The organism is Brachybacterium vulturis (assembly GCF_002407185.1).
In the GTDB taxonomy this organism is placed as follows: Bacteria; Actinomycetota; Actinomycetes; order Actinomycetales; family Dermabacteraceae; genus Brachybacterium; species Brachybacterium vulturis.
Genome location: NZ_CP023563.1, coordinates 2,932,818 through 2,957,836 on the forward strand (window position 1 = coordinate 2,932,818; position 25,019 = coordinate 2,957,836).

Below are 25,019 nucleotides of genomic sequence, written 5' to 3' on the forward strand. Positions count from 1 at the left end.
ATCAGTCGACGGAGACCCGCTTGCGCCGGGTGGACTCGGGGCGGGGCCCCGCAGAGGTGGAGCGGCGCACCACGATCGAGGGTGCCACGGCCACGTCACGGGTCGTGCCCTCGTGGCCGGAGACGCGCTCGACGAGGAACTGGGCGGCGAGTGCTCCGAGGCGGTCGGAGTTGGGGTCGACGCTGGTGAGCTGGGAGACCCCGGAGGACGCCAGCGAGGTGTTGCCGTAGCCGGCCACCGCGAGCTCCTCGGGCACGGAGTGGCCTGCGTCGCGGGCGGCGGAGAGCACCCCGACCGCGGTGACGTCGTTGGCACAGGTGACGGCGGTGGGGACCTGGCTGCCGCGCAGCAGCATCGAGCCGGCGGTCTGGCCGACCTGCTCGGTGAAGTCGCCGGGCTCGACCCGGGCCAGTTCGTCGAGGCCGTGACGCGCCATCGCCGAGCGGAAGGCGTCCGCCCGCTCCCGGGCGACGGCCGCACCGACCCCGCCCACGTGCGCGATCTCGCGGTGGCCGAGTCCGACGAGGTGGTCGACCAGGAGCCCCTGGCCGACCTCGTCGTCGATGCGGACGGTGTCGAACCGGCCGGTGAAGCTCTTCGAGCAGCCGATGCCGACGAAGGGACGGCCGGCGGTGGATTCGAGCACGTGGTCCATGTCCGCCAGGTCCGAGACCATCAGGAAGCCGTCCACCCCGAGGTGGACCAGGTCCTCGATCGCATCGGTGTCGGCGGCGACCGGGTACTCGGGGATCCGGCGCCGGGTCGGGACCACCACGGCGGTGCGCCCGGTGGCCGCCAGCTCGATGCGGATGGCGCGGACCAGATCGGAGATCCAGGTGTTGCGCATCGTGTTGACCAGGACGGCGACGACGCCGCGATGCTCGGTCTCGCCGCTGAGCTCCTCGAGCGGGAAGCGGAGCCGTTCGGCGGTCTCTCTCACCCGTCGTGCCATCTGGGGCTTGATCTCGTCGGAGCCGCGCAGGGCACGCAGCGCGACCGCGCTGGAGATGCCCAGGGAGTTCGCGACATCGCGCAGGGTGCCGCGGTCCTCGCCATCGGCGGAGGATCCGGCGTCGACGGCGGGATCGAGGGAATCGTCGGAAGGAATGGCGTCACTGCTCATCTCCCCATTGAACCGCATCTGTCCGCCGCATCCCGCTGAATGACCACGGATGTGCGTCACGGATCCTCGCCGCATGGGGGATTTCCCCCACATCCCCGGAGGGCGGACCCGGTGGGAGAGGTTCCCTCGCGGGGCCTACTGTCAAGGCATGACCGACTCCCTCACCGGGCACGGGGACCGACCGCGCCCTCGGCTGTCCCCCGCCTCGATCGCCTCGGTGGCGGTCGGCGGGCTGCTGCTGTGCACCTGGTTCTGGGTCAGCATGGCACTGCTCGTGGCGGGGATCAGCACACTGCCGGCCCTGGGCAGCGGTCTCCTGCTGCTGCTCCCCTGGCTGCTGCTGATGCAGCTGATCGCGCGCATCGAGCGGCGCCGAGCGGTCGCCATCCACGGCCTGCGGGTGATCCTGCCGGCCCAGCGCCGCTCCCGCCGCCGGGGTGCCGCGGGCTGGCTGCAGAACCGCTGGTACGAGCTCGGGACCGGTGCGTTCTGGCGCGGGGTCCTGCATCACCACCTGGCGATCCTGGTCACCGGCCTGTTCTTCCTCGCCTTCGTGGCGCTGCTGTGGTGCGGCTGGAAGGGCGCGGAGATCTCCCTCGTCCACGGTCCGGTGGAGCTGGGGTCGCGGGAGCTGTCGCGAGTCGCTCTCGCGGTGCTCGCCTCGGTCAGCGTGCTGCTGGCCGCGGTGATGCTCGGCCTGGGGGCGCTGGCCGATCGAGGACTCGCCCGCGTCCTGATCTCCGGCTCGGAGGACGATCTGCGCGAGCAGGTCGCCGAGCTGGCCGAACGGCGCCAGGGCGCCGTCGACGCCGCCGCCCAGGAGCGGCTGCGGATCGAGCGCGACCTCCACGACGGCGTCCAGCCGCGCCTGGTCACCCTCGCGATGACGCTCAGCATCGCCCGGAGCGCGATCCGGGCCGACCCCGACCGTGCCGAACGGCTGGTCGGTGACGCGCATGCGGAGGCGAAGGCCGTGATGACGGACCTGCGCCAGCTGGCCCGCGGCATCCACCCCGCCGTGCTCACCGATCGGGGCCTGGACGCGGCGCTGTCGGCACTGGCCGCCCGCTCGCGGATCCCGGTCGGGCTGGAGGTGGACCTGAGCACCGCCGAGGGGCCGGTGCTGGATCGGGAGCGGGAGGCGGTGGCCTATTTCGTGGTCGCCGAAGCGCTGACCAACATCGCCAAGCACGCCGGGGCGACCCGGGCCGAGGTCACCGTCACCCGGGGCCCGGAGGTGCTGCACGTGCGGATCCGGGACGATGGGCGCGGCGGGGCGCGGGTCCACCGCGACGGGCTCTCGACCGGGCTGGCCGGGCTCACCGACCGGGTCCGCGCCACCGGCGGCGTGCTCGAGCTGTCCAGCCCGCCCGGCGTCGGCACCGACCTCCACGCCGAGATCCCCCTGACCAGCGGGCCGACCGCCGACCGGGCCCTGGCCCGGCCCACCACCGAGGAGACGTCCCGATGAGGATCGTGATCGCCGATGATGCCGTGCTGCTGCGCGCAGGTCTCGAACGGCTGCTGACCGAGGCGGGGCACGAGGTGGTCGCCGCCGTCGGCGACGGCACGGCCCTGGTCTCCGCCATCTCCCGTCACCGGCCCGACCTCGCGGTGGTCGACGTGCGGATGCCGCCGACCTTCACCGACGAGGGCGTGCGGGCCGCGATGCTGATCCGTCGCCAGGATCCGGAGGTGGCGCTGATGGTGCTCTCGCAGTACGTCGAGGAGCGCTACGCCTCCGATCTCATCGCCGACTCCCCGCGGGGCCTGGGCTACGTCCTCAAGGATCGCGTCGCCGATGTGGAGGACTTCCTCGAGGTGGTGGCCGATGTGGGAGCCGGCGGCACCTGGCTGGACCCCGAAGTGGTCCAGCAGATCTTCGTCCGCTCGAGGCGCCGCCGGACCCTCGAGGGCCTGACCCCGCGCGAGCGCGAGGTGCTGTCGCTGATGGCCCAGGGGCGGTCCAACCAGGCGATCGCCGACACCCTGTTCGTCTCCGCCGGCAGCGTCGAGAAGCACATCTCCTCGGTCCTGACCAAGCTCGACCTGCCACCGGTGGACGGGGAGAACCGCCGCGTGATGGCAGTGCTGCGCTACCTGGAATCCGAGGAGCGATGATGGCGGACGCAGGTCCTCTGCCGCAGACGGCGTCGGATGCGGGCATGGGGCGGCACCCGGGCACCGCGCAGGCTCCGCCCTCCGCACCGGCGCCCCTGTTCATCCCCGGCCACCGCCTGCCGCCCTCGCCCGACGGCGACCGCCGCCTGCGCCGCGCCACCACGCTGGTGGGCGCTGCGATCGTGCTCCTGGTGGTACTGGGACTCGCGCTGCTCTCGACCGCGACCTGGCTCGCCGGACGCGGCTTCACCGCGGTGCCCGCGATCTCCGAGCTCGGCAGCCCCGCGGCGTTGACCCTGACCTCCGGCATCGGCACCGTGCGCGTGCTGCCCTCCGGGGATGTCGATGAGCTGACCCTCGCCCTGGTCGCACCGGGCGCCACGACGCTCCCGGCCGCCGACGCCCAGGTGCCGGCCCGGGTCACACAGACCACGGGCGCCGACCGGACGACGGTGGAGGTCCGTCAGCCCACCCGCTCCTTCAGCCCGCCGTGGTCGGACGGCACCCGGGACGTGCTGCTGCTCGTCCCGACCGGTCTGGAGCTCGCGCTCGCCGTGCACACCGATGTCGGTGACGTGCTCGTCGACGGTGATCTCCTCTCGCTGGATGCACACAGCACCGCGGGCGACCTCCGCCTGGGACCGCTCTCGGCCCCCGACGGGGTGAGCGCGACCACCGAGGCCGGGAACATCGACCTCGAGCTCGACTCCCCCGCCCCCGCCACCATCGAGCTCGCCGCCGGGGTCGGCGACGTCGACCTGCTGCTGCCCACGGATGCCGCGGGTCAGGTCTCCATCACCACCGACCTCGGCGATGTCGAGGTCGCGGTGCCGGGCACCGCACGGTGGCAGATCCGGGCCGAGTCCCAGCTCGGCGAGGTGCACACGGCACCGGGCCTGTCCGATGGCGCCGGCGAGGCGGTCGGCACCCTCACCGTGGACTCCGAGCTCGGGACCATCGACATCACCCGCTGAGGCGCCGTCCCGGTCGCGCCTCAAAGGGGCGGGCGCCGCGGTCATCGACCGCAGCGCCCGCCCCGCTGTCACGCCGCGGGGCCCGGCCCGCGACGTCCGGCTCAGCTCTTGCCGGAGAGCCCCTCCTGGATCAGATCCATCACCGAGGCGTCGGCGAGGGTCTGGGTGTCGCCCACCTGACGGTTCTCGGCCACGTCCCGCAGCAGCCGCCGCATGATCTTCCCGGACCGGGTCTTGGGCAGCTCGGTGACCAGGAGGACCTTCTTCGGCTTGGCGATCGGGCCGATCTCCTTGCCCACATGGGCGCGCAGCAGCTCGGAGATCTTCTCGTCGCCGCCGGCTTCGGCGAGCTCCTCGTCGTTGCCTCCGCGCAGGATCACGAAGGCGACCGGGGACTGCCCGGTGGTCTCGTCGTTCGCCCCGACCACGGCGGCCTCGGCGACCCAGTCGTGGCTGACCAGCGCGGACTCGATCTCCATGGTCGACAGGCGGTGCCCGGAGACGTTCATGACGTCGTCCACCCGGCCGAGCAGCCAGATGTCGCCGTCGTCGTCACGCTTGGCGCCGTCGCCGGCGAAGTACAGGCCCTCGAAGCGCGACCAGTAGGTCTCCTTGAACCGCTCCGGGTCGCCCCAGATGCCGCGCAGCATGCCCGGCCACGGCTGATCCAGCACCAGGTAGCCGCCCTCGCCGTTCGCGACCGACTTCCCGGCGTCGTTGACCACATCCGCGCTGATGCCGGGCAGTGCGACCTGCGCGGAGCCCGGCTTGGTGTCGGTGATGCCCGGCAGCGGGGAGATCATGATCGACCCGGTCTCCGTCTGCCACCAGGTGTCCACGATGGGGCAGCGATCGCCGCCGATGACGCGGCGGTACCACATCCATGCCTCGGGGTTGATCGCCTCGCCGACGCTGCCCAGCAGGCGCAGCGAGGACAGGTCGTACTTCGCGGGGATGTCCTCGCCCCACTTCATCGCGGAGCGGATCGCGGTGGGCGAGGAGTAGAACAGCGAGACCTTGTGCTTCTCGATGATCTCCCACCAGCGGCCCTGATGCGGGAAGTCCGGGGTGCCCTCGTAGATGACCTGGGTGGAGCGGTTGGCCATGGGGCCGTAGACCACGTAGGTGTGGCCGGTGACCCAGCCGACGTCCGCCGTGCACCAGAAGACGTCCGAGGACGGCTTGAGGTCGAAGACGTTCCGATGGGTGTACGCGGCCTGGGTGAGGTACCCGCCGGTGGTGTGGATGATGCCCTTGGGCTTGCCGGTGGTGCCCGAGGTGTACAGGATGAACAGCGGATGCTCCGCCTCCACCGCCACCGGGGCGTGCTCGGCCGAGGCGCTCTCGCGCGCCTCGTGCCACCACACGTCACGGCCCTCGGTCCACTCGACGTCGCCGCCGGTGCGGCGCACCACCAGGACCTTCTCGACGCTCTTTCCACCACCGGCGAGCGCGTCGTCGACCGCGGGCTTGAGCGGCAGCTGCTTGCCGCGGCGGTTCTGGCCGTCCGCCGTGATGACCACGCGCGCCTCGGCGTCCTCGATGCGGGAGCGCAGCGCCTCGGCGCTGAAGCCGCCGAACACCACCGAGTGGGGGGCGCCGATGCGGGCGCAGGCCAGCATCGCGAACACCGCCTCGGGGATCATCGGCATGTAGATCGCGACCCGGTCGCCGGTCTTCACCCCGAGATCGGCGAGGACGTTCGCCATCTTCGAGATCTCGTCCTTGACATCGGCGTAGGTGAAGGTGGCGTCGGAGCCGTCCTCGTACTCGGCCAGCAGGGCGACCTGCTCGCCGTGGCCGGACTCGACGTGGCGGTCCACGCAGTTGTAGGCGACGTTCAGGGTGCCGTCGGCGAACCAGCGGGCGAAGGGCGGATTCGACCAGTCGAGGGTCTCGGTGAAGGGCGTCTCCCAGCTCAGGAGGCTCGCCCGTGAGCGCCAGAACGCGAGATGGTCCCGCTCGGCCTCCTCGTAGATCGCGGGACGGGCCACCGCGTTCTGGACGAACTCGGTGGGGGGAGAGAAGGTGCGAGTCTCCTGGGAGAGGTTCTCGATCCCGGTGGCGGCGTCGTCAGACATCAGTGCTCCTGCTTCGCGGGCCCCGGCTCACCGGGGCGGATGGACGCGAACACCGTATCGCAGGAGATGCACGTCACGCGCCCCCGTCGCACTCCGTGGTCATCGCGGGGCACGCCCTCGACGTGACGGTACCGGGCCGGCCAGAGCATCCGCGGCCCTCCGGGACCCACCCACGGACGCGCAGGCAGGAGCCGGTGGCGGCGGATACCGTAGGGGACCATGGTCCCCGATCCCGCAGACGCCCCGCGTGCCCTCCTGGCCCCGGCACGTCTGGGCGCGCTCGAGATCCGCAACCGCATCTGGCTCGCCCCGATGTGCCAGTACATGGTGGAGGAGCAGGACGGGATCCCCACCGACTGGCATCTGGTGCACCTGGGCGCGCGGGCCACCGGCGGCTTCGGTCTGATCATCACCGAGGCCACCGCCGTCTCCGCCGACGGACGGATCAGCCCGCAGGACACCGGACTGTGGAACCACGCCCAGGTCGCCGCCTGGCGCCGCATCACCGGGTTCTGCCAGGACCAGGGCGCGAGGATCGCCGTCCAGCTCGCCCATGCCGGCCGCAAGGCCTCGACCTGGCCCGCGCTGCCCCGGTTCCGCGGACGGCGCGGCACGGTGCCGGAGTTCGCCGCGGGCTGGCGCGCCGTCGGCCCGACCTCGGACCCGTTCCCGGGGCTCGACGCGCCCGATGCGCTGAGCCCAGCGGACATCGCCGGCGTGGTCGAGGACTTCGTCGCCGCGACGCGGCGTGCCGAGGAGGCCGGCTTCGACGCGGTCGAGCTGCACTTCGCCCACGGATACCTGGTCCACGAGTTCCTCTCCCCGCTGGTGAACACCCGCACCGACGACTACGGCGGCGACGGCCCGGGACGTCGCCGCCTCGCGCTCGAGATCGCCGCCGCGGTGCGGGAGCAGTGGCCGGCGGGCCGTCCCCTCATCGTGCGGCTCAGCGCGACCGACTGGATCGACGGCGGCTGGGACATCGAGCAGTCGGTCGAGCTCGCCCGGGAGCTCGAGGGGGTCGGGGTCGATGCCCTCCACGTCTCCACCGGGGGCGCGGTGATCGCTGACATCGCCGTCGGTCCCGAGTACCAGGTCGGCTTCGCCCGCACCCTGCGTGACGCGGTGACGATGCCGGTGGCCGCCGTCGGTCTGATCACCGAGCCGACCGGTGCCCAGGCGGTGCTGGACCGCGGCGATGCGGACTTCGTCGCGGTGGGCCGGGCCGCGCTGCGCGAGCCGGGGTGGCCGCAGCGGGCCGCGCACGAGCTCGGGGTGCGCGATGCGGCGCTGTACCCCAGCGCGTACCGACGGGGCTCGTGGTGAGCCCAGCGAGGTGCCGGCGATGAAGCTGCTCCCCGCCGCGGCCGTCCTGCGAGCCCGCGTCGCCCTGCGTCCCCGGACGATCGTCCTCGAGGACTGCCACGGCACGCTGGATGCGGGCGAGCTGCTCGATCTGGTGCAGCTGCACCGGCGTCGCCGGCGCCGGCCGCACACCGCCCTCAGCAGTCTGCCGGCCACCGCACCGCTGCGGCAGGTGCTGGTCACGGTCCTGGCGGGCAACGGCGTGCTCACGCACCGCTCGGACGGCGGCGCCGGCGCTCCCCGCCTGCAACGACGGGGACCGCTCACCCCTGCCCAGCTGCTGACCCTGTCCGATCTCGCCCGACGCATCGGACTGGGGCCGGGACGCCGCGTCGCCTGCCTCACGCCCGGAGTGCACGGCCATGGCCTGCTGGTCGCCCTGGGCGCCCTCGCGATCGGCGCACCGCTGGTGGACCTCAGCCATCTGCCCGGGCCCGAGCGGATCGCGCTCCTGCATCGCGCCTGCCCGGACCTGCTCTCCGGCATCCCCGTGCACCTGAGCGACCTGCTGCTGGCGGAACGGGAGCAGGGACGCGGTCGCCCGCTGCACATCTCCCGCGTGGTCTCGGGCTCCGATGCCCTCTCCCCCGCCCTGCGCGCGGATCTCGCCCGTCAGTTCCGGGCCCGCGTCCACGACGTCTACGGCAGCGATGCGACCGGACCGCTGGCGGTCGACGGCCGGCCGCTGCGTGGGGTGCACCTGCGCGAGATCGACGGTCTCCTGCGTGCCCGGACCCCGTTCACCGGCGGGCGCGAGCTGGTCACCGATCCGGGAACGCTCACCGCCGGGGTGATCACGCAGGTGCTCGGGAGCTCTGAGGGGGCGCTGTCCAGGTCGGCGATGCTGCCCGATCCGGGCGCGGTGGTGCGCGTCCTGCGCGCCCATCCGGCCGTGACGCAGGCGCGCCTGCGGATGGTCGGGGATGAGCGCACCGGGATGCGCACGATCGCGGAGGTCGAGCTCGCGCCGGCGCCCGACGACCTCGCGCTCCCCACCCCGGAGTCGCTGCAGTCGCTGGTGCGGGACCGTCTGGGCCCGGCCTCGGTGCCGTGCGAAGTGCGTCTTCGTCGCTCGGGGACCCGTCGGACGGGACCGGGATGAGCAGTTCTCAGCAGTCCGGCACGCTGACCGGGACCGCGGTGACCGCGAGCCCGCCCATCGCGGTCTCCTTGTAGCGCTCGTTCATGTCCTTGCCGGTCTGGCGCATGGTCTCGATGACCGTGTCCAGGGACACGAAGTGCTCGCCGGTGCCGCGCAGCGCGAAGCGGGCCGCGGTGATCGCCTTGACCGCTGCCATGGCGTTGCGCTCGATGCAGGGGATCTGCACCAGCCCGCCGATGGGGTCGCAGGTCAGGCCCAGGTTGTGCTCCATCGCGATCTCGGCGGCGTTCTCCACCTGGGCGGGTTTGCCGCCCATCGCCTCGCACAGGGCCGCCGCCGCCATCGAGCAGGCCGAGCCGACCTCGCCCTGGCAGCCCACCTCGGCGCCGGAGATCGAGGCGTGCTCCTTGTACAGCGAGCCGATCGCCCCGGCGGTGAGCAGGAAGCGCACCGCGATCTCGTCGGGATCCACGCCCTCGATGTACGTGGTGGCGAAGTACAGCACCGCCGGGACGATGCCGGCCGCACCGTTCGTGGGCGCGGTGACGACACGGCCCCCGGCGGCGTTCTCCTCGTTGACCGCGAGCGCCGCGAGGGAGACCCACTCGAAAGCGTTCATCGGCAGGCGCACCGGGTCCTCGGCCGAGAGCGAGTCGTACCAGGAGGAGGCACGACGCTTGACCTCGAGGCCACCGGGAAGGGTGCCGCCGGTACGGGTGCCCCGCTCGATGCAGTCGTGCATGGCGCGCCAGATGGTGAGCAGGCCCTCACGGATCTCCTCGTCGCTGCGCCACTGCCGCTCCCGCATCAGCATCGCCTCGGAGACGGAGATCCCCCGGTCCTCGCACACCCGCAGAAGCTCGTCCCCGGTGGTGAAGATGGTCTTGCCCTCGTCCTCGGCGGCGACCTCGGCGATCGACCGCTCCATGTCCGCCTCGTCGACCACGAAGCCGCCGCCGACGGAGAACATCGGCCGCCGCAGCAGCTCCTCGCCGCGGTCGTCCAGGGCGAGGAAGGTCATCCCGTTGGAGTGCTGCGGCAGGAAGGTCAGCGGATGCAGCACGATCGAGGAGGGCCGCAGGCTGATCGGGAGCGTCCCGTCCAGTCGCAGCCCGCCCTGCTCCTCGATCCGCGCGACCCGTTCGAGGCCGGCGACGGGATCGACGGTCTCCGGGTCCTCCCCCTCGAGCCCCATCACCACGGCGTTCAGGGTGCCGTGGCCGGCGGCGGTGGCCGCGAGCGAGCCGTACAGATGGACCGCGACGTCCGCGACGCGCGCTCCGAGCGCGGGGTCCGCGAGCGCCTCCCGGGCGAACATCGCCGCGGCGCGCATCGGTCCCACGGTGTGCGAGCTCGACGGTCCGATGCCGATCTTGAACATGTCGAACGTGCTGATGCTCATCGCGTGCCTCCTCGGCGTCCCGGCCGCTCGTCAGTGCGCGGCCGCTCGTCTCCTCATCGTCCGCCACGGCGGCGCGGGGCGCGCGACGGCGCGCCCGAGCGACCGCGGCCCTGGCCCTTCCCGGTGCTCGCGGAGCGTCCTCGACCCTCGCCACCGCTCTGCGAGCGCGCCCCGCCCTGGCGCGAGCCCGCCGCCGCGGCACCTCGGCCCCGGCCGCCGCCGGACGTGCCGCGTCCACCTGCGGTGCCGCGTCCGCCTGCTGCTGAGCCACGGCCGCCGCCGGTTCCCCCCTGCCCGTCGCGCCGGTCCCGACCGTCGGGCTCCTCCTCCCAGGAGGCGCGCCGCTCCTCGTTCGCGCGGCGCTCGTCCGCCTTGCGCGCATCGGCACCACGGGACCTGGTGAGGTCGAGCTTGCGGGGTGCACCCTTGTACTTCACCGCGGCCGGATCCGCAGCCGGCTCCCCGACCGGGGCACGGCCGCCGAGCTCGGTGAGTGCCGGATGCTCGGCGGAGGTGACGTCTTCGACCCAGCGGGGCTCGACCTCCGCCTCACCGAGGATGCGCCGCGAGGAGCGCAGCTGGTGGGGCAGTGCGAGCGTGACCACGCTGCCGGCGGCGCCGGCGCGGGCGGTGCGGCCCGAGCGGTGCACGTACTCCTTGACGTCGTCGGAGGGATCGACGTGGACCACCATGGAGATGTCGTCGATGTGCAGGCCCCGGGCGGCGACGTCGGTCGCGACCAGCACCGGGAAGGCACCCTCGCGGAACCCGGCCAGCACGTTGGTGCGCAGGCCCTGCTGCTTGTTGCCGTGCAGCGCCGCGGCGGGGACCCCCACCTCGATGAGCTCCTGCGCCACGCGCTCGGCCCCCAGCTGGGTGCGGGTGAACATCAGGGTGCGGCCCGTGCGGGCCCCGAGCTGGGCGGTGACCGTCCGCTTGGCCTCGGGGGCGATCGCGAGCACGTGATGGTCCATGGTCTTCACGGCGGCGGTGACCGGCGTGGTCTCGTGAGTGACCGGATCGACCAGGAAGGCGTCGACGATCCCCTCGACCTGCCCGTCCAGGGTCGCGGAGAAGAGCATCTTCTGGGTGCCCATCGGGATCGCGGCGAGGATGTCCCGCACGTCGGGGAGGAACCCGAGATCGGCCATGTGGTCGGCCTCGTCGATGACGGTCGTCTCCACCAGATCCAGCTGGAGAGCTCCCCGCTCGGCGAGGTCGATGAGGCGGCCCGGCGTGGCGACGACGATCCCGACCCCGCGGGCCACGGCGTCGGCCTGCTTCTCGATGTTCATCCCGCCGGAGACCAGCTGCGCGGACGTGCCCACGGCCCGGGCGAAGGGGTGGATGGTGTCCACGACCTGCACGGCGAGCTCCCGCGTGGGGACCAGCACCACGCCCAGGGGCCGACGCTTGTGGACCTTCCTGCCGCGGAAGCGGGCGGTCATCGCCAGGGTGAACGCCAGCGTCTTGCCGGAACCGGTCTCGGCCCGTGCCAGCACGTCGCGCCCGGCGAGGGCGTCGGGCAGGATCGCCGACTGGATCTCGAACGCGCGCTCGAGCCCCTGACCGGCGAGGACTCCCAGCAGCTCATCGGGCAGCGCCATGTCCTCGAACCGCTCGGAGCGGTGAGCTGAGCGGCGACGGGCCTTGGGCATGGTGATCCTCCTGACGAAACGGACACCCCCATCATCCAGCATCGACCATCAGTGGGATAATGGAAGCGATGTTGCGCACTCTGATGTCCTCGAAGATCCACCGAGCCACCGTCACGCAGGCAGACCTGCACTACGTCGGCTCGGTCACGATCGACCCCGTTCTCACCGAGGCCGCAGGCCTGGTCGAGAACGAGCAGGTCACGATCGTGGACATCACCAATGGTCACCGCCTGGTCACCTACGTGATCGAGGGCGAGCGCGGCACCGGCGTGATCGGCATCAACGGCGCGGCGGCCCATCTGGTGGCGCCCGGCGACCTCGTGATCATCATCGCCTACGGGCAGCTGGACGAGACCGAGATCGCCGACCATCGCCCCCGGGTGGTCCACGTGGACCGCGACAACCGCATCGTCGCACTGGGCGCCGACGGCGCCCAGCCGGTCCCCGGCATGGCCGACCAGATCGACGGTCGCACCTCGCACGGCATGCGGTGACTCCCCCGGGTGCGCACCGATGCGCACCGGGCAGTCACACACCGCACGGCCGGAGATCGCGGGTCCGGGTGACGACCCCGGGGGAAGGCCCTTTCCGCCGGCGCGCTAGGATCACTCGGGTGACTGCCCTCCGCTCCTCCGCACCGCTGTGACCGGAGTCCTCGCCGGGTTCTTCATCGTCTGGTCCATGATCGGCGCGGGCTGGGTGGTGGGCCGCACCGGTGTGCTCGGACCGCATGGCCGCTACGTGCTGAACCGGTCCACCTTCTTCATCGCCTCACCGGCCCTGGTGCTGGTGGGGCTGCTCGAGTCCGATGTGGGCGAGGTGCTCTCGCTGCCGATGGCCGTGGCCGGCATCTCGGGTCTCGCCACCGGCGGCATCCTGCTGCTCGTGGTGTCCCTGTTCACCTCCCGCCGCGGGCCCGACCTGGTGATGACCGCCATCAGCGGCTCGGTGGTCAACGGGGCGAACATGGGCTTCCCCATCGCCCTGTACGTGCTGGGCGACATCTCCCACGCCCTGCCCGTGATCCTGTTCCAGCAGGCGGTGTACACGCCGCTGTACCTGTTCGTGCTGCACCGGGTCACCGAGGAGGACGCCCCCGGAGCTGCCGGCGTGCTGCGCAGCATCGTCGCCAACCCGACCATCATCGCCTCCGCCGTGGGCCTGCTGCTGGTGGTGGCGGGGGTGAGCATCCCGGACCTGGCGCTGGAGCCCGTGCGCTCGTTCGCGAACATGGCGATCCCGGCGATGCTGCTCGCCTACGGGCTGTCCCTGTACGGCTCGCGCCCGCTGGCGAAGGACGACGGCTATCGCGGGCTGATCGCCCTCGCCTCGAGCGCGAAGCTGCTGCTGATGCCGATGATCGCGCTGGGGGTGGGGCTGCTGCTGGGCCTGCGCGGCAGCTCCCTGTTCGAGGTCGTGGTGATGGCCGCCCTGCCCACGGCGCAGAACGTGTACGTCGCGGCGGCCCGCTACCGGGCCTCGGAGAACCTCGCCCGTGACACCGTGCTGATCACCACGATCGGCACCGTGCTGGTGCTGCTGCTGATCTCCGCCGTGCTGGGGGTCTGAGTGCTCGAGGCGCGGGCGCTCGGCGTGCGGGACCCCGGTGCCCGGCCCCGATCCGGGGCACCGTCCGCGGCGCGGTAGGATGGCCGGGTGACTCGACGGCTCCTGCTTATGCAGCCGCGTCGGACAAGGCCCGCGCCCACCCCGCGCTCCTGAGAGCGTGAGCGGTGCACACGTGAGGCACCGATGCGGCTCCCCTCGCCTGCGCGAGGGTTTTTTCATGTCACGAGACGCCTGGCGGCATCTGCCGCACTGATCCTTCGGAGGACGATTCCCCATGAGCGAGGCCCCGCACCGATACACCGCCGCCGTGGCGGACGAGATCGAGCGCCGCTGGCAGCAGCGCTGGGACGAGGACGGCACCTTCCACGCCGACAACCCCGTCGGCGCGCTGCGGGGCTCGGCGGAGTCGCTGGAGGAGGCCGCAGCCACCTCGGGCGGCGCGGCCGCCGAGAAGATGTACATCATGGACATGTTCCCGTACCCCTCGGGGGCGGGCCTGCACGTGGGGCATCCCCTGGGCTACATCGCGACCGACGTGGTCGCCCGCCACCAGCGCATGCTGGGCAAGAACGTGCTGTACACGATGGGCTACGACGCCTTCGGCCTGCCGGCCGAGCAGTACGCCGTCCAGACCGGGACCCATCCGCGCACCACCACCGAGGCGAACATCGCCACCATGCGCCGCCAGCTGCACCGGCTGGGCCTGTCCCATGACCCGCGACGGTCGCTCTCGACCACGGATCCCGAGTTCGTGAAGTGGACGCAGTGGATCTTCCTGCGCATCTTCGACTCCTGGTACGACCCCGAGGCGCCGAACACCGACGGCGACGCGGGCCGCGCGCGCCCGATCGCCGAGCTGCGGGACGCACTGCGCGCGGGCGCCGTCGACCCGTTCGTCCTCGCGGACCGGCAGGGCATCGAGCTGCCCGCCGAGTGGACCGACCGCAGCGCCGCCGAGGTGCCTGCGGCCTCCGCGGAAGAGATCGCGCAGCTGGCGGACTCCTTCCGCCTGACCTACATCTCCGAGACCCCGGTGAACTGGTGCCCCGGTCTGGGCACCGTGCTGGCCAACGAGGAGGTCACCGCCGAGGGACGCTCCGAGCGCGGGAACTTCCCGGTGTTCACGCGCCGACTGCGGCAGTGGAACATGCGCATCACCGTCTACGCGGACCGGCTGCTCGAGGATCTGGACCGGGTGGACTGGCCGGAGTCGATCCGGGCGATGCAGCGGAACTGGATCGGTCGCAGCCATGGCGCTCAGGTGACCTTCCGCGCCTCCGGGCTGGAGGACGGCGGGGAGGCGAGCTTCGACGTGTTCACCACCCGCGCCGACACCCTGTTCGGTGCGACCTTCTGCGTGCTCTCCCCCGAGCACGCGCTGCTGGCTGACGGCGCGGCACTGCCGGAGCAGTGGCCCGCCGGCACCAGGGAGGCCTGGACCGGTGGGGCGCCGGGCCCGCGCGCTGCGGTCGCCGCCTACCAGGCCCGGGCGGCCTCGATGGACGAGGACGAGCGCACAGCGGACGACCGCGAGAAGACCGGGGTGTTCACGGGTCTGTTCGCGACGAACCCCATGGACGGCCGTGAGCTGCCCGTGTTCACCGCGGACTACGTGCTCACCGGGTACGGCACCGGGGCGATCATGGCCGTGCCGGCCGAGGACGCGCGGGACTTCGAGTTCTCCGCCCGCTTCGACCTGCCGGTGATCCGCACCGTGCGCCCGCCCGCCGATTTCGAGGGCGGCGCCTGGACCGGAGAGGGCGAGAAGATCAACTCCGCCAGCGCCGGCCTGGATCTCAACGGCCTGGACAAGGACGAGGCGAAGCAGCGGGCCACCGCGTACGCCGAGGAGCAGGGCTTCGGCCGCGCCCGCACCACCTACCGCCTGCGCGACTGGCTGTTCTCCCGCCAGCGCTACTGGGGTGAGCCCTTCCCCATCGTCTACGACCCGGACGCGCCCGAGGTGCCGATCCCGCTGCCGGACTCGATGCTGCCCGTGGACCTGCCGGAGGTCGCGGACTTCTCCCCCACGACCTTCGACCCGACGGATGCGGACACCGAGCCGCAGACCCCGCTGTCGCGCGCGACGGAATGGGCCGAGGTCGAGCTGGATCTGGGCCAGGGTCCCAAGCGCTACCTGCGCGAGACGAACTCGATGCCGCAGTGGGCGGGATCCTCCTGGTACCACCTGCGCTACATCGACCCCACCGAGGACGAGGTCCTGGTGCGCCCCGAGAACGAGAAGTACTGGCTGGGTGCCCGCGAGGACGGCGGCGTGGGCGGGGTCGACCTGTACGTCGGCGGGGCGGAGCACGCGGTGCTGCACCTGCTGTACGCCCGGTTCTGGCACAAGGTGCTGTTCGACCGCGGGGACGTCTCCAGCCAGGAGCCGTTCCACCGGCTGTTCAATCAGGGCTACATCCAGGCCTTCGCCTACACCGATGCCCGTGGCGTGCACGTCCCGGCGGAAGAGGTCGTGGCCGAGCCCGACGGCACCTTCACCTATCTGGGCGAGAGCGTCACCCAGGAGTACGGGAAGATGGGCAAGTCCCTGAAGAACGCGGTGGCGCCCGACGACATGTACGAGGAGTACGGCGCGGACACGCTGCGCGTGTACGAGATGTCGATGGGCCCGCTGGACCTGTCCCGGCCGTGGGAGACCCGTGCCGTGGTCGGCTCCCAGCGCTTCCTGCAGAGGCTGTGGCGCCTGGTGGTCGATGAGGAGACCGGTCGCCTGACCCTCTCCGACGATCCCGCGGATCTCGCCACGCTGCAGGCCACCCACCGCGCCATCGACGGAGTCGTCCGCGACATGGAGCGGATGCACTTCAACACCGCGATCGCGAAGCTCATCGAACTGGTGAACCAGCTGACCAAGCGGCTGATCGCCACCGGATCCGCGCCCCGGGAGGCGGTCGAGCCGCTGGTGCTGATGGTGGCACCGTTCGCGCCGCACCTGGCCGAGGAGCTGTGGACGCGACTGGGGCACACCGGGAGCATCTCCCGCGTCGCCTATCCGATCGCGGATCCGGAGCTGCTGAAGGCCGAGCGCGTCACCTGCGTGGTCCAGGTCAAGGGCAAGGTGCGCCACCGCATCGAGGTCGACCCGGAGATCTCGGAGGCCGATCTGGAGGCGGCCGTGATGGCCGAGGCACGGGTGCAGGAGCTGCTGGAGGGTCAGAGCGTCCGGAAGCTGATCATCCGCGCCCCGAAGATCGTCAACATCGTGGTGTGAGCATGGCCTGACCGTGTGCGCGGTCGCCCGCGACCCCCGACGGGGACGGTTCCTCCCCACGGCCGGGCCGTCCACATTCATCGGCATCGTCCGGTGGCCGGGGGCCGAGGGTGCCTACGGTCGCGCCATGAACACTTTCTGGGGATGCGAGACCGAGCGCCTGACCGAGCTGTCCACCGTCGTCGATGCCCGTGCCGAGCGGCTCCGAGCCCTGATCCAGCAGGTGGCGCTGTGCACGCGCATCACCGACTGGTGCGGCCCCGACGCGGAGGAGCACCGCCGGCGCACCCTCGACCTCGTCGAGTTCGTCATCGATCTCATCGAGCGGCTCCGGGAGCTCGGGGAGCTGCTCGGGCAGGAGGCCGCGGAGCAGGACCTCTGCTCCCAGGCGGAAGGGTCCCCCGCCCGGTCCGGGGTCGGGGATCCGCTCGGCGTGCGGGCCACCCCGCCCTGGATCCTCGAGGACTTCGATCACCTGCCGGACCTGAGCGGCCCGCCTGCGGGCGATCCCGTGCCCGGGATCGGCGTCCCCATCATGGCCGAGGACCCGTTCGCCTTCCCGAAGCACCGACCGGAGCTCCCGGACGGTGAGGATTTCGCCCTGGACCCGGAGATCCTGGCCGAGGCGGAGCGGCAGCGCAAAGGCCTGCTGGGCGACGTCCCCATCGTGGGGATCGCTCAGACGCTGATGAGCGGCCATGAGGCGATCGGCGAGGTGTACGACCGGGTGGAGACCACCCTCGTGGACAACGGCTACGGCGCCTTCACGCCGTTGGTCTCCCTGGCCCGCGTTCCGCACGACCTCTCCGGGGTGATGTTCGGGGAGAAGTCCGTGCTCGGGCAGGTGACCTCCGCCGTGGACCGCGGGCTGGCCAATGTGGCCCAGACCGGTGGGGAGGTGCTCTCCGAGATCGGTGAGGGCGATGCGGGCGGTGCGGTCCGCGCCCTCGAACGAGGGCTGTTCAGGAACGCCGGGATGTCCGCGGACCTCCTGACCGCGACCGCGGCCCCCGCCATCGCGGACACCGCCTCGGATCTGATCGGGACCGGCGCTGATCTGACGGAGCCGTTCAGTCCCGGATCCGCCGAGACCCTCCGGACGGTGGAGGAGTCGCTCCGCGAGGTCGGTCAGGGCTGGGAGCAGACCCAGGAAGAGCTCACCGATCCCGAGTTCTACTATGACCTGCGCCGGACGTACGCGCCGATGCCCTGGGACCCGCAGGCCTGAGACGCCGGCCGGGGCACTGCATGCGCCCCGGCCGGGAGCCTCACTCCCGCCGGGCGGGCTCCGCCTCGCCGTCGTCCCCGGCCACGACCAGCCGCAGGCCGTGGTCCCGCTCATCGACGGTGACCGCGACGCTCTGCCCGTCCTGCACCTCGCCGCGCAGGATCAGCCGGGCGAGACCGTCGCCGATCTCCTTCTGCACCAGGCGCTTGAGCGGACGCGCCCCGTACAGCGGGTCGAAGCCCTCCGCAGCGAGCCAGCGGGTGGCGGACTCCTCCACGGCCAGCGTGATGCGGCGCTCCCGCAGACGCTCGGCGACCTCCTGGACCTGCAGCGCGACGATGCTGCCCAGCTCGTCCCGATCCAGGGCGTCGAACATGACGATGTCGTCCAGGCGGTTGAGGAACTCCGGCTTGAACGAGGCCCGCACCACCTGCATCACCCGATCGTGCTTCTCCTTCTCGGTGAGGGTCTGGTCCTGCAGGGCGACGGCCCCGAGGTTCGAGGTGAGGATGAAGATCGTGGAGCGGAAGTCCACGGTCCGTCCCTGACCGTCGGTGAGCCGACCGTCGTCGAGCACCTGCAGCAGCACGTCGAACACGTCCTGGTGCGCCTTCTCGATCTCGTCGAGCAGCACCACCGAGTACGGCCTGCGCCGCACCGCCTCGGTGAGCTGCCCGCCCTGGTCGTAGCCCACATATCCCGGAGGCGCGCCGACCAGCCGGGAGACGGTGTGCTTCTCGCCGTACTCGGACATGTCGATGCGGATCATGGCCCGCTCGTCGTCGAAGAGGAACTCGGCCAGGGCCTTGGCGAGCTCGGTCTTGCCCACGCCCGTGGGTCCGAGGAACAGGAAGGAGCCGGTGGGGCGGTGCGGATCCGAGATCCCCGCCCGGGCCCGGCGCACGGCGTCCGAGACCTCGGCGACCGCCCGCTGCTGACCGATCAGGCGCCGACCGATGATCTGCTCCATCTGCAGCAGCTTCTCGGTCTCGCCCTGCAGCAGCCGGCCGGACGGGATCCCGGTCCAGGCCTCGACCACCTCGGCGATGTCATCGGGCCCCACGTGATCGGCGACCATCGGCCGCTGCTGCTCGCTGTGCTCGTCGGACTCCTGCTCCTCCGCATCGCGCAGCTGCTCCTTGAGCGCCGGGATGTCCCCGTACAGGATCTTGGAGGCGGCGGTCAGATCACCGTCACGCTGCGCCCGATCGGCCTGCATGCGGAGCTGCTCGAGCTGCGCCTTGAGATCGCCGACGAGGTTCAGGCCGGCCTTCTCCCGCTCCCAGCGGGCAGAGAGCTCGTCCATCTGCTCGGTCCGGTCGGCCAGCTGCGAGCGCACGGACTCCAGCTGGGCGAGGCTGCCCGGGTCCTCGCTGCCGGCGAGCGCGAGCTCCTCCATCTTCAGCCGATCCACCTGGCGGCGCAGGATGTCCAGCTGCTCGGGCGAGGAGTCCAGCTCCATGCGCTGACGAGAGGCCGCCTCGTCGACCAGGTCGATGGCCTTGTCCGGCAGCTGCCGGCCGGAGATATAGCGCGAGGACAGGGCCGCGGCCGCCACCAGCGCGGCATCGGTGATGGTGACCTTGTGGTGGGCCTCGTACTTGTCCTTGAGACCGCGCAGGATCGTCACCGTGTCCTCGACGCTGGGCTCGCCCACCAGCACCTGCTGGAAGCGCCGCTCGAGCGCGGGGTCCTTCTCGATGTTCTCGCGGTACTCGTCCAGGGTGGTGGCGCCGACCATCCGCAGCTCGCCGCGGGCGAGCATGGGCTTGAGCATGTTGCCGGCGTCCATCGAACCGTCGCCGGAGCCGCCGGCTCCGACCACGGTGTGCAGCTCGTCGATGAAGGTGATGATCTGACCGTCGCTGCTGCGGATCTCGTCGAGCACGGCCTTCATCCGCTCCTCGAACTCGCCGCGGTACTTCGAGCCGGCGACCATCGAGGACAGATCGAGAGAGACCAGGCGCTTGCCGCGCAGGGAGTCCGGGACGTCGCCCGCGACGATCCGCTGTGCCAGCCCCTCCACCACGGCGGTCTTGCCGACTCCCGGCTCACCGATCAGCACGGGGTTGTTCTTGGTGCGGCGCGAGAGCACCTGCACCACGCGGCGGATCTCGCCGTCGCGGCCGATCACCGGGTCCAGCTGACCCTCCCGGGCCAGCTCGGTGAGGTCGACGCCGAACTTCTCGAGGCTCTGGAAGGCGCCCTCGGGGTGCTGGGAATCCATCTGGGTCATGCGGTCATCTCCTGTGGTCAGTTCCTGGACGGCATCGCGCAGGGCTCTCGGTGTCGCAGCGACCGCGGTGAGCAGTCGGGCGGCCGGGTCCTTGCCGAGCGCGATGCCGATCATCAGATGCTCGGTGGACAGGTAGGTGCGGTGGGCGGCATCCGCCTCCCGGCGGGCCGCTTCGAGGGCGTCGAACCCGGTGCCGACGAAGGTGGGGGACGATCCGCCGCTGGCACGCGGCAGCGCATCGATCGCCTGGGCGCTGCGGCGGATCACGTCCCCGGGCTCCGCGCCGACCTTCTCGAGGGCGGCACGACCGATGCCGTCGGCCTGCCCGGCCAGCGCCCACAGCAGGTGGAGGGAGCTGATCTGAGGATTGCCGAGCTCGACGGCCTTCTCCGCGGCGGCGGTGACGGCCTCCTGTGACCGGGTGGTGAACTGGAACTCCACGGGGCTCCTCTCCTGAGTGCTCTGGCGTCGTGGACCTGAACTCCACGACATCTGACACGGTCAACGACAGGCAAGTTGAGTCTATTCCACTCAACCTATGTGCGGTCCGAGCAGATCTCGGTCCGATGCTGTCCCTGCGTCCACATCCCGTCCCCCGCCGCTGTTCCTCTCGGCGATGAGGGGAGCGCACGCCTGTAGCATCGCACTCGCACCAGGAGCCGTCGTCCCGCGGCACCACCGGCGCCGACCTCGCGCCCCTCCTCCCTCGTCCCGCCGCCGTCGAAAATGAGGCCCCCATGACTCAGCCCCCGACACCGCCGCAGAACAGCCAGTACATGCCCAACGGCCGTCCGCGGCCCGGCGCCCCCGGGGGCGCTCCCGGTGCGCCGTCCTCCCAGCCCCCGCCGCGCTACCTCGACTACGGCAACCCCCGCGCGTACGACACCTCGGTACGGCCCGCATCGGGGCTCACCGCAGCCCGCTTCGCACCGGCCCAGATCCAGCGCCCCGCTCAGGCCCAGCCCCAGTCCGCCTGGTCGACCCAGACCCGCCGGGTCCAGGACGTCACCCAGAATGCCACCCGGACGCCCACCGTGAACATCATGGTGTGGCTCGCCGTCCTCGTGCTCGGCATCTCCCTGCTGCTGGTCCTGGGCTACCTCTTCCTCCAGTTCGTCACCACGTCGAGCTCGAACCCGGTGTGGTGGCCGGTCACCGCCTTCCTCGCCTCGATCTCCCTGCTCACCATCGCGCTGGTCATGTTCCTGGCAGATCGCTGGGATCCGCAGCCTGTGCCCCTGCTGCTCGTGGCGGTGTTCTGGGGTGCGGCCATCGCCGCCGGCATCAGCTACATCCTCAACACCCTGAACGGGCTCCTGGTCTACATGGTCACCGGCAGCGAGGCCGCCGCGGAGTTCGTCGGCCCCGTGCTCAGCGCACCCCTGGTCGAGGAGATCACCAAGGGTCTCGGGCTGCTGCTGCTGATGCTGCTCGCCCGTCGCTACTTCAACGGGCCGCTGGACGGCCTGATCTACGGCGCGCTGATCGGCGGCGGCTTCGCCTTCACCGAGAACATCCTCTACTACACCCGCGGACTCGAGGGGGCCGGCGCCGAGGGCGTGCTGTTCAGCTTCTTCTGGCGCGGCGTGATGGGCATCTTCGGCCACGCGATCTACACAGCGGCCACGGGCATCATCGTCGGCGTCGTCGTGCGCAAGTGGGGCAGCGTCATGGGCTTCCTGGTGTTCCTGCCGGCGCTGATCCCCGGGATGCTGCTGCACGCAGTATGGAACTTCTCCGCCGTGCTCGGGCTCCCCACGGTGCTGATGTACGGCGGGCAGGGCCTCCTGGTGCTGCTGTGGCTGATCGTCATCGGCGTGCTGATCTGGGACGAGTCGCGACTGACCAGGGTCCGGCTGGGCGACTACGCCAACCAGGGCTGGCTCACCCATGAGGAGGTGGACATGCTCGCCACCTGGAGGGGTCGGGCCGAGGGCAAACGCTGGGCCTCGCAGATCGGTGCCAAGCCCGTGATGAAGAGATTCATCCGGGAGAGCGCGGACCTCGCCTCGATCCGTCAACGACTGCTGGCCGACGGCGCGAACCCGAAGGTCGTCGGGATCGAGCGGAACCTCCTGCTGCGGCTCACCGCGAACCGGCAGGAGCTGCTGGCCTTCGCACGCTGAGCCTCGGGGCGCTCTCCCGCTCAGTGCTCGTGGTGCGGATCCGAGTCCGGGCCGCGAGAGGAATCGCGGCCGCGCAGCCGGTCGAACTGCCGGCGCTCACGCTTGGTGGGCCTGCCGGTGCCGCGCTCCCGGCGGGGCGGCGCCGCGGCCAGCTGGGGCGCCGGCTCCGGGCTGTGGTCCTCGTACGCCTCGCGAGCGATCGGCGCGCCCACCCGGGTGGTGAGGATCCGGGTGACGATCACGATCCGCTCCCGGCCCCGGGAGCGCACCCGCAATTCGTCTCCGACCACGATCTTCTGCGCCGCCTTGACCGGCTCCCCGTTGCGGCGCACGTGCCCGCCCCGGCAGGCGGCCGTCGCCGCGGAGCGGGTGGGCAGCAGCCGGGCGCTCCACAGCCACACGTCCAGGCGGATGGTCTGCGGCCCGTCCGCTCCGGCGAGGCCGCTCATGCGCCGTGCGGCGTGCGCACCAGCGGCCACGGGTCGTGGGCCTCCAGCTGCGCGGCCACGGACAGCAGCAGGGCGTCGTCTCCGTGCCGGGTCGCGCCGAGGTGCACGCCGAACGGCAGCTCGGCCCCGTCGACGACCTCCCGGTGCAGCGGGATGGCGATCGCGGCGGCACCGAGCATGTTCCAGGTGCTGGTCCAGGGCGTGAAGGCGCGCTGGGCGTCGAAGTCGGCGCCGCCGTCGGCCAGCTGCAGCTCCGCGGGGCGGGCAGGAGGACCAGCCAGTGCCGGGGTGATCACGACGTCGAAGGGGGCGAAGGCCTCCAGGGTGCGCCTGGAGAGCGTCTGCACACCGGTGAAGGCTCGGGCGAGGTCGACGCCGCTGTACCTGCGACCGCGCTCCCGCAGCCAGCGGGTGAGCTCGAGGAGCGTCCCCTCCTGCGCCTCGTCCAACGGGATCGAGGCCGCGCCGACGGTCCACAGAGGCATGAAGGCGGTCCAGTCCTCGGGGGTGAACGGGGCCGGGATATCGGTGAGCTCATGGCCGAGCCCGCGCAGCACCTCGAGTGCCCGCTCGAGGCCGCGCAGGGCGGCCGGGTGGACGGTGGTCTCCGCGGCCAGCGGTGCGCGCAGCACGCCGATCCGCAGCGGCCCGCTCGGCGCGCCCTCACTGTCGAGGCGGGTGAGGTAGGAGTCCGGAGCGGGGGCCGCGGGGGCGAAGTCCCCGATGCGCGGACCGGCGAGCAGATCGAGCCCGGCGGCGGCGTCCCGCACGCTGCGGGTCAGGATCCCGTCGGTGACCAGGCCCATCCCCTCACTGCCGTACGGGCCCGGGGAGATGACTCCGCGAGAGGGCTTGAGACCGACGATGCCGCAGCAGGCGGCGGGGATGCGCACCGACCCGCCGCCGTCGGAGCCGTGGGCGAGCGGGACGATCCCGCTGGCCACCGCTGCGGCCGCGCCGCCGCTGGACCCGCCGGCAGTGCGGTCCAGGTCCCAGGGGGTGCGGGCGGGAGCCCCGGTGGCCGGCTCGGTGTAGCAGGGCAGTCCGAACTCCGGGGTCGAGGTCTTGCCGATGGTCAGGGTGCCGCCGTCGAGGATCTGCTGGGCGACCCCGTCGGTCAGCGTCGCGATGTTCCCGGCGAGCGCCGCGCTGCCCGCCTCGAAGGGTGCCCCGGCGACCTGGGTGAGGTCCTTGATCGGCAGCGGCACCCCGAGCAGCGGCAGCCGGTCGGCGAGCTCCTGGACAGCCCCGCCGCGACGGGACTCCTCGAGCCTTTCGGCCACGGCTCGGGCCTGCTCGCGGGTGAGCTCCTCCAGGAGATGGGCGAAGGCCCCCACCGCGGCGCCCGTCGATCGTGCGGCGTCGAGGGTGTGCTCGGCGAGATCCTCGACGTCGAGCTCTCCGGTGCGCAGGGCGGCGGCCGTCTCCAGCGCGCCGCGTGGTGTCTCGGGCTGCCCGCTCACCGCTGCTCCCCCGCTCTGCGCCGCTCCGCCTCGGGCACGGCGCTGCGCACGTGGTCGACGATCCCGGCGAGCGCGTCGTCGATCTGCTGCCAGGCGGTGTCGAAGTCGCCCTCGTCCCCGTACCAGGGGTCGCGGATGCCGGTGTCCTCGACGGGGCGCGGCGCGAAGTCCCGCACCATCCGCACCGTCTTCGCGGCCCGGGAGGTGCCCAGCGCCTGCTGCACGGGGCCGACGTGGTCGTGGTCGAGCGTGAGCACGAGGTCGGCCGCCTGCAGCTCGGCGCTGTCCATCTGCCGGGCCCGGTGGCCGTCGGTTCCGATGCCGTGACGGCGCAGCAGGTCACCGGCGCGGGGGTCGATCGGGTTCCCGACCTCCCAGCCGGAGGTGCCTGCGGAGGCGACCTCGACGTGTTCTGCCAGGCCCGCCTGCTCGATGGCCTCGCGCAGGGCGTACTCGGCCATCGGGGATCGGCAGATGTTGCCGGTGCAGATGGTGAGGATCCGGTAGGTCATCGTCCGCCTCCGTCCTTCGGGTGGGCGGTGGTCTCCAGCAGGTCCGCGTACTCGCGGTGGCGTTCGATCCATCCGCGCACGAACCAGCAGGTGGGACGGACGGTCATGCCCAGGCCACGGATGTCGTCGAGAGCGAATCGCACGATCGCAGAGCCGATCCCGGCACCGGAGCGCTCGGGGGCGACCACGGTGGAGCGCAGGTCCCGCAGACGCACGCCGACGGCCAGGCCGTCGCCGTCCGGCGGATCCTCATCCTCATGGGCGAGGACGGCGACGACCTCGTCCCCGTCCAGCGCCTCGTAGCGGTCCCGATCGGCATTGTGGACCAGGCGCACCGCGCCCGGCTCGGCGGAGGTCTCATCCATGCCGATCACG

General features: G+C 71.9%; 19 protein-coding genes. 10 read left to right on the forward strand and 9 right to left on the reverse strand.

Annotation, left to right across the window (positions count from 1 at the left end):
- Window position 1 precedes the first annotated feature (1 nt).
- Window positions 2-1,123 carry a LacI family DNA-binding transcriptional regulator gene (locus CFK38_RS13190; protein WP_157773490.1) on the reverse strand — a complete coding sequence of 374 codons (1,122 nt, stop codon included), beginning with the start codon at window positions 1,121-1,123 and terminating at the stop codon, window positions 2-4.
- Window positions 1,124-1,271: 148 nt separating this feature from the next.
- Here CFK38_RS13190 and CFK38_RS13195 point away from each other — a divergent pair, with 148 nt between their 5' ends.
- Genes CFK38_RS13195 through CFK38_RS13205 form a run of 3 tightly spaced genes read left to right on the forward strand, consistent with a single transcriptional unit; the run spans window position 1,272 to window position 4,218 of the window.
- Window positions 1,272-2,594, forward strand: a complete 1,323-nt coding sequence (locus CFK38_RS13195; protein WP_096803482.1) for a sensor histidine kinase — start codon at window positions 1,272-1,274, stop codon at window positions 2,592-2,594.
- The gene (locus tag CFK38_RS13200; protein WP_096803483.1) at window positions 2,591-3,244 is read left to right on the forward strand and encodes a response regulator; all 654 of its coding nucleotides are present in this window, start codon (window positions 2,591-2,593) and stop codon (window positions 3,242-3,244) included. The genes CFK38_RS13195 and CFK38_RS13200 overlap by 4 nt, the downstream gene beginning before the upstream one ends.
- 44 nt (window positions 3,245-3,288) lie before the next feature.
- Window positions 3,289-4,218, forward strand: coding sequence for a DUF4097 family beta strand repeat-containing protein (locus CFK38_RS13205; RefSeq protein ID WP_096804360.1), 930 nt, complete (start codon window positions 3,289-3,291; stop codon window positions 4,216-4,218).
- A gap of 101 nt (window positions 4,219-4,319) precedes the next feature.
- Here CFK38_RS13205 and acs read toward each other — a convergent pair whose 3' ends face one another.
- Window positions 4,320-6,299: an acetate--CoA ligase gene (gene acs / locus CFK38_RS13210; RefSeq protein WP_096803484.1), complete on the reverse strand. Its 1,980-nt coding sequence runs from the start codon at window positions 6,297-6,299 to the stop codon at window positions 4,320-4,322.
- A gap of 219 nt (window positions 6,300-6,518) precedes the next feature.
- Here acs and CFK38_RS13215 point away from each other — a divergent pair, with 219 nt between their 5' ends.
- Window positions 6,519-7,625, forward strand: coding sequence for an NADH:flavin oxidoreductase/NADH oxidase (locus tag CFK38_RS13215; protein WP_096803485.1), 1,107 nt, complete (start codon window positions 6,519-6,521; stop codon window positions 7,623-7,625).
- A gap of 19 nt (window positions 7,626-7,644) precedes the next feature.
- Complete coding sequence (locus CFK38_RS13220) at window positions 7,645-8,766, forward strand: AMP-binding protein (protein WP_096803486.1); 1,122 nt, start codon at window positions 7,645-7,647, stop codon at window positions 8,764-8,766.
- A gap of 7 nt (window positions 8,767-8,773) precedes the next feature.
- On the opposite strand, the gene CFK38_RS13225 is transcribed toward CFK38_RS13220, so the two are convergent.
- Both CFK38_RS13225 and CFK38_RS13230 read right to left on the reverse strand, forming a co-directional pair.
- Window positions 8,774-10,168 (reverse strand): L-serine ammonia-lyase, encoded by a 1,395-nt coding sequence (locus tag CFK38_RS13225; RefSeq protein ID WP_096803487.1) that lies wholly within the window; start codon window positions 10,166-10,168, stop codon window positions 8,774-8,776.
- A gap of 53 nt (window positions 10,169-10,221) precedes the next feature.
- Window positions 10,222-11,826 (reverse strand): DEAD/DEAH box helicase, encoded by a 1,605-nt coding sequence (locus tag CFK38_RS13230; RefSeq protein WP_096803488.1) that lies wholly within the window; start codon window positions 11,824-11,826, stop codon window positions 10,222-10,224.
- A gap of 68 nt (window positions 11,827-11,894) precedes the next feature.
- Between CFK38_RS13230 and panD the strand changes: the two genes are divergently transcribed.
- The 4 genes from panD (at window position 11,895) to CFK38_RS13250 (ending at window position 17,858) form a co-directional block, all read left to right on the forward strand.
- On the forward strand, window positions 11,895-12,320 hold the full coding sequence (panD, locus tag CFK38_RS13235; protein WP_096803489.1) for an aspartate 1-decarboxylase: 426 nt from the start codon (window positions 11,895-11,897) through the stop codon (window positions 12,318-12,320).
- A 148-nt stretch (window positions 12,321-12,468) separates the two neighbouring features.
- Window positions 12,469-13,395, forward strand: coding sequence for an AEC family transporter (locus tag CFK38_RS13240; RefSeq protein WP_096803490.1), 927 nt, complete (start codon window positions 12,469-12,471; stop codon window positions 13,393-13,395).
- Window positions 13,396-13,669: 274 nt separating this feature from the next.
- Window positions 13,670-16,630: a leucine--tRNA ligase gene (gene leuS, locus CFK38_RS13245; RefSeq protein WP_096803491.1), complete on the forward strand. Its 2,961-nt coding sequence runs from the start codon at window positions 13,670-13,672 to the stop codon at window positions 16,628-16,630.
- A 127-nt stretch (window positions 16,631-16,757) separates the two neighbouring features.
- The gene (locus CFK38_RS13250; protein WP_096803492.1) at window positions 16,758-17,858 is read left to right on the forward strand and encodes a hypothetical protein; all 1,101 of its coding nucleotides are present in this window, start codon (window positions 16,758-16,760) and stop codon (window positions 17,856-17,858) included.
- A gap of 40 nt (window positions 17,859-17,898) precedes the next feature.
- On the opposite strand, the gene CFK38_RS13255 is transcribed toward CFK38_RS13250, so the two are convergent.
- Window positions 17,899-20,535, reverse strand: a complete 2,637-nt coding sequence (locus CFK38_RS13255) for an ATP-dependent Clp protease ATP-binding subunit (RefSeq protein WP_096803493.1) — start codon at window positions 20,533-20,535, stop codon at window positions 17,899-17,901.
- A 296-nt stretch (window positions 20,536-20,831) separates the two neighbouring features.
- Here CFK38_RS13255 and CFK38_RS13260 point away from each other — a divergent pair, with 296 nt between their 5' ends.
- The gene (locus tag CFK38_RS13260; protein ID WP_096803494.1) at window positions 20,832-22,220 is read left to right on the forward strand and encodes a PrsW family intramembrane metalloprotease; all 1,389 of its coding nucleotides are present in this window, start codon (window positions 20,832-20,834) and stop codon (window positions 22,218-22,220) included.
- Between the two features lie 20 nt (window positions 22,221-22,240).
- Here CFK38_RS13260 and CFK38_RS13265 read toward each other — a convergent pair whose 3' ends face one another.
- Genes CFK38_RS13265 through CFK38_RS13280 form a run of 4 tightly spaced genes read right to left on the reverse strand, consistent with a single transcriptional unit; the run spans window position 22,241 to window position 25,009 of the window.
- Window positions 22,241-22,669 (reverse strand): RNA-binding S4 domain-containing protein, encoded by a 429-nt coding sequence (locus CFK38_RS13265; RefSeq protein WP_096804361.1) that lies wholly within the window; start codon window positions 22,667-22,669, stop codon window positions 22,241-22,243.
- Window positions 22,666-24,132 carry an amidase gene (locus tag CFK38_RS13270; protein ID WP_096803495.1) on the reverse strand — a complete coding sequence of 489 codons (1,467 nt, stop codon included), beginning with the start codon at window positions 24,130-24,132 and terminating at the stop codon, window positions 22,666-22,668. Before CFK38_RS13270 ends, CFK38_RS13265 begins: the two co-directional genes overlap by 4 nt.
- Window positions 24,129-24,644, reverse strand: a complete 516-nt coding sequence (locus CFK38_RS13275; protein ID WP_096803496.1) for a low molecular weight protein-tyrosine-phosphatase — start codon at window positions 24,642-24,644, stop codon at window positions 24,129-24,131. The genes CFK38_RS13270 and CFK38_RS13275 overlap by 4 nt, the downstream gene beginning before the upstream one ends.
- Window positions 24,641-25,009 (reverse strand): GNAT family N-acetyltransferase, encoded by a 369-nt coding sequence (locus CFK38_RS13280; protein WP_096804362.1) that lies wholly within the window; start codon window positions 25,007-25,009, stop codon window positions 24,641-24,643. The genes CFK38_RS13275 and CFK38_RS13280 overlap by 4 nt, the downstream gene beginning before the upstream one ends.
- Between the last annotated feature and the right edge of the window lie 10 nt (window positions 25,010-25,019).

Coding starts and splice junctions, on each gene's coding strand:
- CFK38_RS13205 (WP_096804360.1), top strand. CDS start 3,289: ATGGGGCGGCACCCGGGCACCGCGCAGGCTCCGCCCTCCGCACCGGCG.
- CFK38_RS13200 (WP_096803483.1), top strand. CDS start 2,591: ATGAGGATCGTGATCGCCGATGATGCCGTGCTGCTGCGCGCAGGTCTC.
- CFK38_RS13215 (WP_096803485.1), top strand. CDS start 6,519: ATGGTCCCCGATCCCGCAGACGCCCCGCGTGCCCTCCTGGCCCCGGCA.
- acs (WP_096803484.1), bottom strand. CDS start 6,299: ATGTCTGACGACGCCGCCACCGGGATCGAGAACCTCTCCCAGGAGACT.
- CFK38_RS13250 (WP_096803492.1), top strand. CDS start 16,758: ATGAACACTTTCTGGGGATGCGAGACCGAGCGCCTGACCGAGCTGTCC.
- panD (WP_096803489.1), top strand. CDS start 11,895: ATGTTGCGCACTCTGATGTCCTCGAAGATCCACCGAGCCACCGTCACG.
- CFK38_RS13230 (WP_096803488.1), bottom strand. CDS start 11,826: ATGCCCAAGGCCCGTCGCCGCTCAGCTCACCGCTCCGAGCGGTTCGAG.
- CFK38_RS13275 (WP_096803496.1), bottom strand. CDS start 24,644: ATGACCTACCGGATCCTCACCATCTGCACCGGCAACATCTGCCGATCC.
- CFK38_RS13190 (WP_157773490.1), bottom strand. CDS start 1,123: ATGAGCAGTGACGCCATTCCTTCCGACGATTCCCTCGATCCCGCCGTC.
- CFK38_RS13195 (WP_096803482.1), top strand. CDS start 1,272: ATGACCGACTCCCTCACCGGGCACGGGGACCGACCGCGCCCTCGGCTG.
- leuS (WP_096803491.1), top strand. CDS start 13,670: ATGAGCGAGGCCCCGCACCGATACACCGCCGCCGTGGCGGACGAGATC.
- CFK38_RS13280 (WP_096804362.1), bottom strand. CDS start 25,009: ATGGATGAGACCTCCGCCGAGCCGGGCGCGGTGCGCCTGGTCCACAAT.
- CFK38_RS13220 (WP_096803486.1), top strand. CDS start 7,645: ATGAAGCTGCTCCCCGCCGCGGCCGTCCTGCGAGCCCGCGTCGCCCTG.
- CFK38_RS13225 (WP_096803487.1), bottom strand. CDS start 10,168: ATGAGCATCAGCACGTTCGACATGTTCAAGATCGGCATCGGACCGTCG.
- CFK38_RS13265 (WP_096804361.1), bottom strand. CDS start 22,669: ATGAGCGGCCTCGCCGGAGCGGACGGGCCGCAGACCATCCGCCTGGAC.
- CFK38_RS13260 (WP_096803494.1), top strand. CDS start 20,832: ATGACTCAGCCCCCGACACCGCCGCAGAACAGCCAGTACATGCCCAAC.